The sequence below is a fragment of the Pelosinus sp. sgz500959 genome, assembly GCF_042610375.1.
In the GTDB taxonomy this organism is placed as follows: Bacteria; Bacillota; Negativicutes; order DSM-13327; family DSM-13327; genus CTSoil-075.
This window is the reverse complement of sequence record NZ_JBGJZL010000002.1, coordinates 352,049-367,757: the sequence shown is the minus strand read 5'-3', so window position 1 is coordinate 367,757 and position 15,709 is coordinate 352,049. Positions and strand designations below refer to the sequence as shown.

Annotated in this window: 11 protein-coding genes; 10 read left to right on the top strand and 1 reads right to left on the bottom strand. The window is 38.1% G+C overall.

All coding sequences use genetic code 11. The features are described from left to right. Positions 1-66 precede the first annotated feature (66 nt). The 6 genes from ACAN52_RS04375 to ACAN52_RS04350 all read left to right on the top strand — a co-directional run bounded on the left by ACAN52_RS04375 (position 67) and on the right by ACAN52_RS04350 (position 9,525). Positions 67-2,280, top strand: coding sequence for an ABC transporter substrate binding protein (locus ACAN52_RS04375; protein WP_378952806.1), 2,214 nt, complete (start codon positions 67-69; stop codon positions 2,278-2,280). Between the two features lie 34 nt (positions 2,281-2,314). Beyond that, the gene (locus ACAN52_RS04370; protein WP_378952803.1) at positions 2,315-3,298 is read left to right on the top strand and encodes a Gfo/Idh/MocA family protein; all 984 of its coding nucleotides are present in this window, start codon (positions 2,315-2,317) and stop codon (positions 3,296-3,298) included. Between the two features lie 280 nt (positions 3,299-3,578). Next, positions 3,579-5,294 (top strand): methyl-accepting chemotaxis protein, encoded by a 1,716-nt coding sequence (locus ACAN52_RS04365; protein ID WP_378952800.1) that lies wholly within the window; start codon positions 3,579-3,581, stop codon positions 5,292-5,294. A 293-nt stretch (positions 5,295-5,587) separates the two neighbouring features. Beyond that, a complete protein-coding gene (locus ACAN52_RS04360; RefSeq protein ID WP_378952797.1) occupies positions 5,588-8,026 on the top strand; it encodes an ATP-binding protein in 2,439 nt (812 codons plus the stop codon). 219 nt (positions 8,027-8,245) lie between these two features. Further along, the gene (locus tag ACAN52_RS04355) at positions 8,246-8,887 is read left to right on the top strand and encodes a YitT family protein (RefSeq protein WP_378952794.1); all 642 of its coding nucleotides are present in this window, start codon (positions 8,246-8,248) and stop codon (positions 8,885-8,887) included. A 164-nt stretch (positions 8,888-9,051) separates the two neighbouring features. Further along, positions 9,052-9,525, top strand: coding sequence for an HD domain-containing protein (locus ACAN52_RS04350; protein ID WP_378952791.1), 474 nt, complete (start codon positions 9,052-9,054; stop codon positions 9,523-9,525). A 111-nt stretch (positions 9,526-9,636) separates the two neighbouring features. On the opposite strand, the gene ACAN52_RS04345 is transcribed toward ACAN52_RS04350, so the two are convergent. Beyond that, a complete protein-coding gene (locus ACAN52_RS04345) occupies positions 9,637-10,815 on the bottom strand; it encodes an MFS transporter (RefSeq protein ID WP_378952788.1) in 1,179 nt (392 codons plus the stop codon). A 253-nt stretch (positions 10,816-11,068) separates the two neighbouring features. Between ACAN52_RS04345 and ACAN52_RS04340 the strand changes: the two genes are divergently transcribed. The 4 genes from ACAN52_RS04340 to ACAN52_RS04325 all read left to right on the top strand — a co-directional run bounded on the left by ACAN52_RS04340 (position 11,069) and on the right by ACAN52_RS04325 (position 15,654). Next, a complete protein-coding gene (locus tag ACAN52_RS04340) occupies positions 11,069-11,458 on the top strand; it encodes a VOC family protein (protein ID WP_378952785.1) in 390 nt (129 codons plus the stop codon). Positions 11,459-11,490: 32 nt separating this feature from the next. Further along, on the top strand, positions 11,491-12,813 hold the full coding sequence (locus ACAN52_RS04335) for a GTP cyclohydrolase (protein ID WP_378952783.1): 1,323 nt from the start codon (positions 11,491-11,493) through the stop codon (positions 12,811-12,813). 241 nt (positions 12,814-13,054) lie between these two features. Continuing rightward, the gene (gene dcuC, locus ACAN52_RS04330; RefSeq protein WP_378952781.1) at positions 13,055-14,311 is read left to right on the top strand and encodes a C4-dicarboxylate transporter DcuC; all 1,257 of its coding nucleotides are present in this window, start codon (positions 13,055-13,057) and stop codon (positions 14,309-14,311) included. Between the two features lie 26 nt (positions 14,312-14,337). Beyond that, positions 14,338-15,654 carry an amidohydrolase gene (locus ACAN52_RS04325; protein WP_378952779.1) on the top strand — a complete coding sequence of 439 codons (1,317 nt, stop codon included), beginning with the start codon at positions 14,338-14,340 and terminating at the stop codon, positions 15,652-15,654. The last annotated feature ends 55 nt before the right edge of the window (positions 15,655-15,709 follow it).

Genomic DNA, 15,709 nt, shown 5'->3' with positions numbered 1-15,709 from the left:
AATAATGACATAAAATCAATTTAATAATTACGTATATATGTCAATACATTAAGGAGGCTTTGTTTAATGGGTGAATGTATACGAACTGTTATTGCCTGCTTTATTGTATTTTTTTGGGGAACTTCTAATCTTTTTTGCTTAGCAGCCGAGCCAATACAGACAAAAAAGGTACTGATTCTATATTCCTTCGCTGCCGATGTACCAGTTCAGGGTTTATTCACTCACGGTCTCCAAAAAGGACTGCGACAAGATGATGGATATAAAATTGATTATGTATATGAATATCTCGATATGTCTAGGTTTAGCGAGAAGGACTACGGAGAATTATTATCGAGGTATTTACGAGAGAAGTATGGGAGAAAACAGCCAGATTTAATTATCAGTTACTTAGAACCAGCAAGTAATTTTATGGCATCCTATGGGGAACAGATCTTTCCTGGCGTACCGACAATTAGGGGATTATATGAAGGAGAAAGCGAATCCTACCAAAATCCTCCTGTGAATTATTACGATGTGGTGGGAATATACGGCATGACAACAGCGATTGATCTCATCTTGCAAGCCCAGCCCAACACAAAAAAAATATACGTGGCAGCAGGAGACGGACAGAGAGAACGTAAGGCAATAGCGTCTTTTACAGATGTGGCTCTAGACTTTACTGGACGGGTGGAATTCGTATATCTGAATAAATTGCCCTTGGAAGAAATGCTATCGACAATAAAAGAAATTAGCGGTGACTCAGTTATTTTATATTTTTATATGTACAAGGATGCTGCTGGCAATGCCTTTATTCCCGGAGATGTTCTGCAAAAAATACACGAGGTAGCACCGGTACCAATCTACAGTTCTGTATCCGTATTTATCGGTCGTGGAACGGTGGGCGGATACATGTCTAGCCAGGACGTACTAGGAAATAAAGTAGCCGCAGTGGCCTTAGATATACTAAGAGGTAATATAACATCCCATGGACCGATTGAAAAGGCGGTCGCGGCTGAATACATCTTTGACTGGCGAGAGCTTAAACGTTGGGGAATCGACGAAAATAAGTTACCTTCTGAGAGTAAGATTGAATTTAAAGAAAAAAGTATCTGGGAATTATATAAATGGCAAATTCTTGTGGGAACTTGTCTGGTCAGTATACAAGGTATTTTAATCGTCATACTCTTGCTCAATCGTAGGGTTCGAAGAAGAACCGAAACGGCACTTAAACAAAGTGAAGAAAAATATCGTCTATTTATTGAAAATGCTAATGATGCAGTATTTATCTATGAACTTTTACCTAATAATAGCCCAGGTAAGTTTTTAGAAGTGAATGATATGGCTTGTAAAAGATTAGGTTATACCAAAGAAGAATTCAAGAATATGACTTTTGGAAATATTAATTTACCAAATTTTGATCTTGAAAAGGCACAGGATTTTCTAGCACAGATTAGAATTAGTGGACGCGGTTCCTTTGAAACCATTCATGTTACAAAAGATGGAACCTATATACCCGTGGAGGTTAGTGCCTGTCATATCATTATTAATCAACACGCAGTCATCTTCTCCCTTGCTCGCGATTTAACAGAACGTAAGAAAGCCGAAAATAGATTAAAAGCAATTAATCAAGAATTAGATCAATTTGCCTATATCGTATCTCATGATCTGAGAGCACCATTGCGAGCGATTAGTAGTTTATCGATCTGGATGGAAGAAGATCTGGCTAAATTATCACCACCAGACGAAATTCACACTAATATGGAGTTGTTACGCCGCCGGGTACAGCGTATGGATAATTTTATACAAGGGATCTTGCAATATTCACGTGCAGGAAGAGTGAAAGGAGCGATTGAAGTCTGTGATGTAGGGGAACTCCTTGAGGATATCAAGGAAGATTTTAATCTGCAGCCACCTTTTCGTATGGAATTTGCTGCTAATATGCCTGTAATAAAAACTGAATCCTTAAAATTGCGTCAGGTATTAGCAAATCTATTAGATAATGCAATGAAGCATCACAATCGCCTAGATGGTTTTGTACATGTCTCAGTCCGAGATCTCGGTGAGTTCTATGAATTCTCAGTACGAGATGATGGTCCGGGGATTGCACCCCAATATCATAATAAAGTATTTCAGATATTCCAGGTTCTTCAACCTCGCGACCAGAAAGAAAATACAGGTATAGGACTGGCATTGGTGAAGAAGATTGTCGAAGACCAAGGCGGGACCATTATCTTACAATCAGACTCTGGTGAAGGCGCGACATTTATTTTCACTTGGCCTAAAAAGCAGAATGAATCTTAAGGTACTGTCACTAAAAGTAATGGGGAGTGATAACATGAGAAATATCAGATGGGGGATTTTAGGTCCAGGGGCAATTGCCCACAGTTTTACTAAGGGGCTTACAGCCTTACCTGACGCAGTAATCAGTGCTGTAGGATCAAGGTCACTGGAAAGAGCCAGGGAATTTGCTCAGCAATATAAGATTGCTACCAGTTACGGTAGTTATGAAGAATTAGTTCATGATCCACAAGTTGATATTATCTATGTAGCAACGCCCCATACACTACATAAAGAATGTATCTTACTATGCCTAAATGCTGGTAAGGCAGTACTGTGTGAAAAGCCTTTTACTCTTAATGCCAAAGAGGCAGAAGAAGTCATACATTGCGCTCGAAGTGTGAAACAATTTCTTATGGAAGGAATGTGGACTCGATTTTTACCTGCAATCGTAAAAGTTCGGGAGTTACTAAAAAATCAGGTTATTGGTGACATCAGACAAGTAAAGGCCGATTTTGGATTTCAAGCTGATTGGAATCCAGAAAATCGATTGTTCAATCCTCAATTGGGTGGTGGCGCGCTGCTGGATGTCGGTATTTATTCCACATCCTTTGCTTCAATGGTATTTGGCGTTCAACCTTCTCAAATCAGTAGCCTTTCATATTTGGGAGAAACAGGTGTAGATGAACAATATATGGCACTATTTGGTTATCAAGGTGGGAAGTTAGCTGCTTTATCCGGTGCTGTGCGAACTGAAACTCCTCATGATGCTTTGATTTTAGGTACCGATGGTTATATTAAAATCCCTGATTTTTGGCATGCTCAATCAGTAATTCTCTCTCTAAAAGGTATGGAAATCGAGAAGTTTGACATTCCATATCTTGGTACAGGTTACCAGTATGAAGCAGCCGAAGCGATGAAATGCATACGAGAAGGAAAATTGGAAAGTCATATCATGCCTCTGCAAGAATCCCTAGATATTATGAAGACATTAGATCATATTAGAATGCAATGGGGACTAAAATATCCTGCTGAAATTTAGTCTTATACTAAAACGATTTCAGTTTGAATTTATTTACCTATCTTACAATTCTATAAATAACATTGAAGGACGCCTACTCTGCAAGAGGCGTTCCTTATTTTATTTACAAGTCATTTAAAACAAAAACACATTGTTTATAGGAAAAAATAGTAAATAAGAAATTTTAGAATTTTATAGCATTTTTTGGATAAAACGCAGGAAAAATGATGAATTATGTCGAAAAGCAAAAGTTGGATAAATAATTAAGTTAAATAATTACAAAATGAAAAGGGGAAATTAAGTGGATTTTTTGAACAACATGAAAGTAAGTTTAAAGTTAGGTATTTTGATTATGATCGCCATCATATCCTTAGGAGCGATCGGTTCTACAGGTTATTATTACTTGCAGAAAGCAAGTGTAGATATGAATACCATGTTTGAGGATAACTTGATACCAGTGGAACTCATCAATGAAAATCAGGCTCATATCAATAAGGTAAGTGCCGCAGTACTAGAATTAATGCTCACAACAGATAGTAATAAAAAAGAAGCACTAAAAACAGTGATCAGTGATCGTGCAAAAAACTTTAATGCCAATATCGCTCAAATTGAAAAAACAAATCTAGATACGAATGAGAAACAAAAATTAGAAGATCTTAAAGCAGCAATGAAAAAATATCGAGAAGCTCGAACGATTGTAGTTGATTTAGCTACACAAAATAAAAATGCAGAAGCCTATGCATTATATCTTTCGAGTGTAGCACCCTTAGAAACAGCAGCTCTCAATAAGTGCATGGATCTTTCTTCCTATTCTCTTAACGCAGCTAAAGAAATCAATATAGATAATAAGGCTTCACTTAAAACATCAACACAAATTACAATTAGTATTTTAGTACTATTTATTGTCATATTAGGATTAAGTGGGTTCTATATCACTCGAATCATTACAACACCTCTCCAACTGATGGTCACATTTTGCAAAGAACTATCTGCTGGAGATTTCCGTGATAAACCCTATACTTTAATTCGAAAAGATGAATTTGGTCAATTGGCAATTTCTTTGCTAGATATGAAAAGTAATCTCTCGTTACTGATGAAAAATATTAATAGTTCTGCTGATCAATTGGCAGCTTCTTCTGAAGAATTAACAGCCAGTGCCGATCAGTCAGCTCAGTCAGCCAACCAAGTTGCCTGTTCTATCACCGAGATAGCAACAGGTGCAGAGCAACAATTAGAAGTTGCTAGCAATACTTCGACCGTGGTACAAGATATGGCAGAAACAATTCAGCAGATTGCCACTAATGCCAATGAAGTCGCTAAGCAAACGGCCCAAGCTGTTGATAAAGCCAATGAAGGAAATAAATCCGTAAATAAAGCCGTAACTCAGATGGCTAATATCGAACAAACAGTAGCTTCTTCAGCTCAAGTTGTCGCTCAATTAGGAGAACGCTCTAAGGAAATTGGACAAATTGTAGATACAATTTCTGGAATTGCTGGCCAAACCAATCTATTAGCTTTAAATGCCGCCATTGAAGCAGCACGGGCTGGAGAGCAAGGACGTGGTTTTGCTGTTGTTGCTGAAGAAGTCCGTAAGCTTGCAGAACAATCACAAGATGCCGCTAAGCAAATTGCCACACTGATTAGTGGAATTCAAGGCGACACCGAAAAAGCTGTGATTGCAATGAATAATGGTACACGCGAAGTCAAACTTGGAGCAGAAGTCGTAAATGCTTCTGGAATTTCTTTCCAAGAAATTGTAGGCATGATCAGTAAAGGTTCTAGCCAAACGAAAGAAATTTCTGCTGCCATTGAACAACTTGCTACGAGCAGTCAACAAATTGTCGGATCGGTGAAAGAAATCAATGATTTAAGTAAAAATGCTTCTTCAGAATCCCAGACTGTATCAGCTGCAACAGAAGAGCAATCAGCATCTATGGAAGAAATAGCCTCATCCAGTCAGGCATTGTCCAAACTTGCCATGGATCTTCAAGAAGCTGTCAGCAAATTCCGAGTTTAATTCTACTGATTTTATTTTATTGGAAATAAAACACTACTCACTCTTTAAGCTGAACTCCAATAAATGAAATTATGGTAAACTACTCTCATAAAATTACACTAAAGGCAGTGGTCGAAACAAATTTTGAAACCACTGCCTTCAGTGTAATACCTTATAAATTTCCAAATAATTCGACAAATTTAGCAATCATAAAGAGGATTTTGTCTTTATATCTATAAATATATAGTTAAGCCTATTATAATGAAGCCTTGAGTCCAGGGATAAGCTGATGCGCAGGGGAAAGGTGAGATTTGATGATGCTAATGCCCAAAAAAAGAAAAATGCCATATTTAGTGGTGCTCTTGTCAGTCATTTTACTCATACTCGGATGGATCAGTTATGGAGCAGTTAATACAGTAGCAAATCTGACAGCCAATTTATATGATCATCCATATACAGTATCTACAGCCGTCCTTCGCATCAATGCCAATATCCTTAGCATGCATTTAGTTATGAACGACTTACTTCGAGCAACAACACCAGAAGAAATCAAAACCTATAAGACCATTCTTAATCAAACTGAAAATAAGGTTTTGACTGATTTTCAGTTGGTCGAGGGGCGATTTCTTGGTGAACCCCAAATGGTACAAGAAGCGTTACAAGCTTTTTTGAATTGGAAGATAGTTAGAGAAGAGATCATATCCTTAGTCATCCAAGAGAAGAAACTAGAGGCTGTTGCCCTCATTCAAAATACAGAAAATCAGCAAATTGAAGAAATGGAAAATAAAATCAACGTTCTCCTTGATTTTGCAAATAATAAGGCAAATATTTTTCATTCTGAAGCTCAAGAAACACGTAGTAGAACTCTTCAAATTCTTCTGCTCAGTTTTGGAATATCTCTATTTTTAGCTGCTATTATTTTTCATAAGGCAGTCCGATTGGAAGGTAATTTGCAAGAAGCAAACGAACAATTGGAAAACAAAGTAGCAGAAAGAACCAAGGAATTATCTGCAAGCAATGAAGAAATCAAGTCAATGAATGAAGAGCTTATTGTGATGAACGAAAAACTTGAAATTCGTGTCGAAGAAAGAACCTCTGAATTGATGGCCTCCTATCAAGAACTACAAGCTACAGACGAAGAATTACGGGCACAATTTGAAAATCTACGAGCAACTCAAGAAGCATTATATCATGAAAAATTATTGACAGATGCCTTATTTGACAGTGTTCCTGGAATGCTTTATTTATATGATGATCAAGGCAAGCTCGTTCGTTGGAACAAGCGGCATGAGAAAATGACAGGGTATTCACCCGATGAATTATCAGGTATGGATATCCTCGCTTGGTACAAGGGAGATGAAGAGACCACTACTCATATTACCAATAAAATACAACGAGCACTTAAGGAAGGATTTGCAGATATCGAGGCTGATTTACAACGAAAAGATGGTACAAAACTGGTTGCCTATTTGACTGCAGTTCCCTTAAAAATCGATGGAAAAATGCATTTTGCCGGAATTGGAATTGATATTGCTGAGCGCAAAAAAGCAGTAGAAGAAATGGTAGCAGCTCTAAAAAAGGCCGAAAAAGCAAACCTTGCAAAGAGCCAATTTCTTGCTAATATGTCTCATGAAATACGAACTCCAATGAATGGAATCATCGGAATGACAGACTTAACGTTAATGACAGATTTAGAAGAACAACAACGTGAATATTTAACGATTGTAAAAACATCGACACTTTCACTACTGCGCGTACTAAATGATATACTAGATTATTCAAAAATTGAAGCTGGAAAGATTGAATTGGAAAAAGGGCTCTTTGATCTTACAGAAACAATGAATGAAGTCATTGATTTGTTTGACATAGGTGCAAAACAAAAAGAGCTACTCCTTACATTGAAGATTGATGAGAGAGTACCTAAACGTATCATTGGTGATTCTGTCAGATTACGTCAAGTAGTTTCTAATTTAGTCGGTAATGGCATTAAATTTACATATGAAGGTGAAATTTGTATTAATGTTGACGTTATCGAACAATATGAGAAACAAATAAAATTAAGATTTATCGTTACAGATACAGGAATTGGAATTCCAGAAGATAAACTTGATAAACTATTTAAAAGATTTAGCCAGGTCGATGACTCAAATACCAGACAATTTGGCGGAACAGGGCTTGGACTTGCTATTTCAAAAAAATTAATTGAAATCATGGATGGAGAGATCGGCGTAGAAAGTAAAGAAAATCTCGGAAGCACTTTCTTTTTTACAGCAGTATTTGAACTCCCAAAAGAGGAAATAAAAGAAATAAAAAAAGATAGTACCGATAACCAGCCGATTCCGTATGATAACGAAGACATCAAAAAAGTCTTACTTGCGGAAGATGATATGGTAAGTAGGAATATGGTAACGATCATGCTAAAACAAAAAGGTTTTGAAGTGACTGCTGTAGAAAATGGAATAGAAGCGGTTTCTGCTTTTGAAAAGAATAAATTTAATGTAATTTTGATGGATGTCAACATGCCTTATATGGATGGTTATTCAGCGACTGCCACCATTCGATCAAAAGAAAAACAAATGAATTACCGCACACCGATTATAGCAATGACTGCCTATGCCCTAAAAGGAGATAGAGAAAAATGCTTGGAAGTCGGTATGGACGACTATATTAGTAAGCCCATTAGTCTTACTCAAACTATGGATATGATTGGAAAATATGTAGGGAAAATAACCTCTCAAAATATAGTCAAATGAAACAACATATCATTTTTTATGGATAGATAATTTACTATATTTTTATCTTCCACAAAAAAAATGTCTTGCTATCGAGGATAATTACTGTTAATATACATCTATAGTGGAAACACGGCAATGAAGCCATGGGGGAAACCCTGTAGGTTTTATTTCAAATGGCAATGGAGCCTTTGCATTTTAAGCAAAGGCTCCATTTTTTTTAAGAAAAATGGAGGTGTCATGGATATAATGAAATTTTTACACATTGGAAAAAACGTAGATTTAATAAAGCTCGCGAAGGTTTTAAGTGGTTGCATGATTGTTAGTATCGGTATTATTATTTTAAAGCATGCCCAATTAATGACAGGGGGAACAGCTGGACTTGCCTTTAGTTTAATGTATTATTGGGGGATACCTTTTTCAATTGGTTTTTTTATTATTAATATACCTTTTTATATTCTCGCTCTCATGCGTATGGGGCTTAATTTTACCATCTCTACCATTTTCGCTGTTATGAGTCTGTCTTGTATGACAGAACTCAACCGTTGGGCACCTGATTTTGTGATTTCTGCCTTACTTGGTGCTATTTTAGGAGGGATTACGATTGGTCTAGGAGTTGCTTATCTTTTCTTCCATGGATCTTCCCTTGGCGGCGCAAATATTTTAGTATTATATTTACAAAAAAGATTTGGCTGGGATCCAGGTAAAATGACCTTTATTATTGATTTTCTGGTTGTTATGTCTGGAGTTCTCTCAGTTGGGGTCATTAAAGCCTTATATTCTCTTTTATCCATCGGAATCCTGTCATGGATTATCAGCCTCTTTAAAGCTAAAATTGCAAGCAGACATATGCTCACTCCGTCAAGTTCTTTAGAGGTATAGTGACCAAAAAGAGATCATATCGTGTAAAAATTCTTACACATAGAAAAAATCTAGAAGAAAAAGACAAATTCCTGTTTGATTTGATCACTAGTAAGATACGTAGTATACTAAATTTGGAGCTTTTATATCAATAATTTTTTTCTAGATAATAAGGAGCTGATGTAATGAATCGAGTGTTTAAGGTACAGGAAAAAATGTTGCAAAAGATTGCAGAATTTGAAAATAGTCCTGAAGAAAGAGACATTTCATTAAATTGGGAAAGAATACATATGGTCAGTTGCGCAACAGTGGGAAGAATCATGGCTTTAAAGCGTGGCGTTGATCCTGAATTAGCTGCTATCGCTTGCTCAGTGCATGATTATGGTCGCATTATAACAGGAAAACAGGCTGGACATGCAGATGTGGGCTATGAACCGCTCAAAATTTTTCTTACAGAAAGTGGTTATTTTTCTATTAATGAGATTGAATTCCTTGCACAAGCAGCCAAAAATCATAGTAGTAAAAAAGAAGTCGGAACTCCCTTAGAAGAAATCGTAAAAGACGCTGATGTGTTTGATTGTTATCAATATGGTCTTCCTCTCGATCGGGAAGAACAAAGAAAACGATTAGAGATTATTTTGAATGAAATAAACCATTAGATGATATCTTCTAGATGGTATCTTCCAAACTTTTAACAAAGTGCGTCTCATAGCAAAGGATAATAAAAAACGCCGTAAAAACGGCGTTTTTCTTAACTAAAAAGGGAACTCTTAAACACGAACACCTACCACATTCTCATTTTGAGGTTCGCGGATAAACCATGTCAAAAATAAAGCGATGATCGGCAGAAATGCTAAAATATCAAAAATCACCGGCATACTCCATAGATCAGCGACTTTACCTAAGGCCAATACCCCCATTGTTCCTAATCCTACACTAAAACCTAGATTAAGTCCTGATGCCATGCCAACATTGCCTGGCATCATTTTTTGTATCAGAACCAAACTGCTCGTAAAAGTGGCTGTCAATAATATGCTGGCCAATGACAAAATCACAAAAGGCCATATGCCATCTGCAAACCGGAAGAAATACATCAATAGGGATAGAGGTAAAATCGAATAAATCATAACAGTTTTACTGCCATATTTATCACTCATAATACCGCCGATCATTGTCCCTACAGCACCAGAAGCCATATATACAGTAAGAAGAGAACTCGCATATAAGGCACTACCGTGGAGATAAGAAACATAATACAGAGGTACAAAAGCACTAATACCCGAAGAAACAGTTGCTCTAGCAGCGACCATTCCTAATAAGGAGAGAACTGACCAATTAAAAGATGCTTTTAACTGATGTAAACTGTTCTTGGTAATGGCCGGAGCTGCAGGTAAATGAATCGCTACATAAGTTAACGCAGCACTCGCCAACAAAAAGGGGACAATATAGTAATATACGATAGACTCTGATTTTTGAGAAAGAAAAAAGGCCATCAGCATTGACCCTGATGCAACGCCAATACTTCCCCAAACGCTAAATAAGCTCGCTCCTTTTCCTACAGATTTACCACTCAAACGATTGACGATTTTCGCAGCTTCTGGATGAAAAGCAGCATTACCAAAACCACTAAGGGCAGTAAACAGTAAGACCAAATAATAATTTTCTACGATTAAAGAACTCAGCATCGCTACCCCACACAATAGACACCCTGCCGGCATTAGCCAAGGTCGTGGCCTGCGATCACTATAGTACCCTAAAAAAGGTTGGCTAAGGGAAGATGTAATGTTCTGCACTAATACAATGGCACTGACTTCAGCATAAGTTAAAACTAACTTCGCTTTTAGAAAAGGCAATGCGACATACAGCGCCCCTGGGGACAAATCCGCTACACCATGACCTAAAGCAATCAGCCATATATATTTGGGAACCGATCTAAACATAGTAAACATATCATCACTCCTATTTGCTGGATATTATCCCACAGATAAAAATAAATAGCAAGGGTTGTTCATGAAATATGGAGAAACATGAGAATAAAGAGATGATTTAAAAATTGTGAGACGTTGTATTTTTATGGTAAAATAATTGTATATCTTATTCACAAGATTTTTCCCTTTGTAATTTTAATCTAGGGTGTCTTACATTTTTAGTATAAAAAATTGGGTGGAATGCTATATAGTTTCACCAGAAAGAGGTTTCAAAATGAAAATAGAACATGTCGCCCTATGGACTAACCAACTTGAAGAAATGAAAGATTTCTATATAGAATTTTTTAATGGCTGCGCAAATGAAAAATATACTAATGCCTCAAAACACTTTGAATCTTATTTTATTACATTTGAATCAGGTGCTAGATTAGAACTTATGCGTAAGCAGGGGATAACTGAATGTAAAACTGATCTAAACAACCACTATCTTGGTTTTGTACATATGGCTTTCTCTGTGGGAAGTAAAGAAATGGTTAATGAATTAACGACCAAACTACAAAAATCCGGATATCAAATCGTAAGCCTTCCTCGTACAACAGGGGATGGTTATTATGAAAGTTGTGTCTTAGATCCCGATGGTAATCAGATAGAAATTACAATATGATCGATAAAAATAATCCTTTGGAGAGATACTTTATGCGTAAAATCAATATTGCAGTCGTAGGACCAGCTGACTCTGTGGCCTTGATTAAAGAAGTCGGCAAGGAGTATGCACAACAGGTTGAATTTACGACTTTAACCTATACCAAACCGACAGAAGTTCCTCATTTGATGGAGAAAATGCCTATCAGTCCTGATGCTTGGTTATTTTCCGGACAGGTTCCTTATTACTATGCCCTCGATAAGCAACTCACAACAAAACCATTGTTTTATATTCCTCATACAGGTTCCAGTCTATATCGAGTATTGCTGCAAATTTCTTGTATTGAGAAGTTGGATTTTGACAGCATTAGTTTTGATTTGTTAAGTCGAAGTGAAATTGAGGACACCTTTGCTGATATCCCATTGCAGGTAAAAAATATTTATGTAAAAGAATTTGACAACATTATTTCAGCTGAAGATTTGGTAACATATCATTACAAACTATGGAAAGATGGAAAGACGAAAGCAGCTGTAACGACATTGCAATCTGCATATGCCGAGTTGAAAAAGAAAAATATGCCCGTATTTCGGATTTGGCCCTTACGCGATAATATACGCACGACTTTGAATCTGGCCATCCAGACAGTGAAAGCCGCTGCGTTTAAAGAAAGCCAGATTGCAGTACAGTATATCGCGATTGATGATTACTCGACTGTGGTGAGAGAGGCTCGTTCCAGTTATGAAGTGCGGCGCTTGGAAGCAACCTTATATACGATTTTAATTAATTATACTGAGATGGTCAAAGGCTCAATTAATGTACATGGTCATGGTCAATATAGCATTTACTCAACACGTGGTGCTATTGAAAAGATTACTGACTACTTTACAGTCATGCCAATAAAAGAAGATCTGATTAAAGCCTTGTCTGTGCCTGTCAGCGGAGGTATTGGTTTTGGTATGACAGCGCATGCAGCAGAAGAAAATGCTTATAAAGCTATGGGATTTGCCCGCCACAACGGAAAAGGGAATTGGATGGTCGTTTCCGATGATGGGACAGTGAGCGGTCCCTTGAGTTCGCCTTCTTACTTGCAATATTCATTGCGCATGGATGATGTAGAATGCCAGCAATTAGCAAATCAATTAGGCGTCAGTGGCACAACGATTAATCGTTTGTTGGCAAGCCTGAATAAAATGGATATTGAAGCTGTAGATGCCGAGGAATTAGCAACTCATTTATCCATGACGACACGCAGTGCCAGGCGCTTATTGTCAGCACTGGTAGATCATAACCTAGCAGTCGTATCACGCCAAGAAGCCTTGCATAAAGGTCGTCCTCGCAATTTATATCGCTTACTCTTAGATTCCCTATCTAAATAAAATCCTTATAGCCGTTTTAGAACTGTGGAATCCTAGCCATTCCTGTTATATAGTTCTGAAACGGCATTGTTATTTGGGGCCGCGATCAGAAAAACAATCGAATAAATAATGGTCATGAATAAATAAAATATTTTTATTTAAGGAAATGTCTTTTAATAGTCCTTAAAAACGTTTATAATGAATTTAGTGACTGGACTCATTATAATTCTAGTCTCAATTTATAGAAAAGGATGGATGAAAATTGGTTTATGTAGGAGTATTAATCATTTTTATGACTGGTGTCGCCGTGCTCAAACGATATGAAGTTCGCCTAGTTCTCTTCTTGTCTGGCCTATTGATGGCTGCATTGGCTGGGAAACCCTTAGAGGCAATCGATGCATTTGCAAAGGCTATGGTCAATCCTGGACTGGTTACTGTCATCTTAACAGTGATGGGTTTTGCCTATGTTATGAAGCTAACCCAGTGTGATGCCCATCTAGTCCATATGTTGGCAGGTATATTACGCAAATGTAGACCTATTTTGATTCCAGGTACAGTCATCATTACTTTTCTAATTAATATTGCCTTGCCGAGCGCTGCAGGTTGTGCAGCTGCCGTTGGTGCCATTATGATCCCCACTTTAATCAGTGCTGGGATTCATCCAGCTGTAGCTGGTGCAGCTATTTTTGCAGGAACCATTGGTAGTGTTCTCAGCCCAGGTGCTACTCACAATCCATTTGTAGCTAAACTTGCCAATATGGATGTACTTAGTGTCATTGCCGTACATAGCACAACAACGATTATTTCAGGACTCATCGGTGCTCTGGTACTGACCTTTGTTGCATATATACGTAAAGAACATAGTGGATACGAACAAACAGAAAATCAGCTCCTTGATGCAAAGGTAAATTTCAAAGTTAATTTTCTAAAAGCTATTGTCCCGATCGTCCCCCTTGTTATGCTGGTTTTAGGCAGCAAACAACTTCACGTTATTCCTGAAATTAGTGTTCCTCAAGCCATGATATGCGGCACAATTCTCGGATATTTGATCACTCTGCATAATCCTCAGGAAATCTCTAAAGCTTTTTTTGAAGCCATGGGAACGGCTTATGCAGGAGTGATGGGCATCATCATTGCAGCAGCAACTTTTACAACGGGCATGCAACTTATTGGCTTAACCGATGCTTTAATTGAAGGAATGAAGCATTCCGAGGGTGTTGTCAAATTGGCAGCTACCTTTGGACCCTTTCTGATTGCTGTGTTATGTGGATCAGGCGATGCTGCAACGTTAGCATTTAACGGTGCAATTACACCACATGCCACACAGTTCGGTCTAGGCATCGCACAGTTAGGTTCGTTAGCACAACTGACTGGCGCCTTAGGCAGAACGATGTCACCACTAGCTGGAGCCGCTATTATTTGTGCACAATTAGCAGGGGTAAGCCCAATGGAAGTCGCAAAGCGAAATGCTCCAGGGATGCTGATCGCAGCAATAGCGTCTATGTTTTTATTACTATAAGAAAAAATAATGAAGAAGGTAGAAAAATGTACACAGAAATTAAAGCTATCGTCAAACAAATGGAACGACAAATCATTGAATGGCGACGAGAATTTCATCAATATCCTGAAACAGCTTGGACTGAGTTTCGTACGGCAGATCGAGTGATCAAAATTTTGAGTGAGTTTGGATATGAAGTTCAATATGGTGCTGAGGTTATAAACGAAACGGCTATGATGGGAATACCTCCACAAGATATTTTAGAAAATAATGCCCAAAGAGCGATTGAAGAAGGCGCAGACCGTATTGTTATTCAAAGGATGGCAGGTGGTAAAACTGGCGTTGTTGGCACTTTACATACGGGTCGTCCAGGTCCCACAGTCGCACTCCGTTTTGATATGGATGCTAATGAAGTACAAGAAAAAACAGATGATCATCATAGGCCATGGCAAGAAGGTTTTACCTCCATTCACAATGGTGTCATGCATGCTTGCGGACATGATGGGCATACAGCTATTGGCTTAGGATTGGCAAAACTTTTACAAGAACAACAATTAAAGCTGTGCGGAACAATTAAATTAATTTTTCAGCCGGCTGAAGAAGGAGTCCGAGGAGCTAAGGCAATGGTCGAGGCTGGAGTTGCCGATGATGTTGATTATTTGTTTGGCATGCATTTAGGTTTTCTGGCTGATGATCACAATCATTTTATCTGTGGTACAGATGGTTTTTTAGCTACTACGAAAATCGATGCCTCTTTTCATGGCGTACCCGCCCATGCTGGGGCAGCCCCACAGGAAGGGCGCAATGCATTACTTGCTGCAGCTAATGCCGCTGTTAATTTACATGGGATCTCTCGCCATGCCTCTGGTGTATCACGAGTTAATGTTGGCGTACTTGAAGCTGGCAGTGGACGTAATGTAATTGCCGAAAAAGCAATTTTGAAACTAGAAACACGAGGTGAAACTTCCCTTATTAACGATTTTATGCAGGAAGAAGCTCTGAGGATCATTCATGGGGCAGCTGCCATGCAAGGAGTGTCAGTAAAGATTCGCCAGATGGGCGGAGCTGCGGGTGGTCAAAGCGATGCTGTTATCGCAAATTATTTGCGCCAAGCAGCAGAGAGATCAGGTTTATTTAGCATGATTAAGGATCGCGGAAATTTAGGAGCTAGTGAAGATTTCACCTGTTTTTTAGAGCGTGTTCAGAAACATGGGGGACACGGCGGCTATGCTATGATTGGCATCAATCGGACAGCTGGACATCATGATGGAGCCTTTGATTTTGATGAAACCGCTCTAGGTAATGCTGTAACGGTCTTAGCCTTCGCTCTTTTTGATCTTCTGCAAGATAATGAACAGATCTAAAAGGCAGAAACAATTATATAAAGTTGACAAAAATTCGAAATAATGTTACTATAAC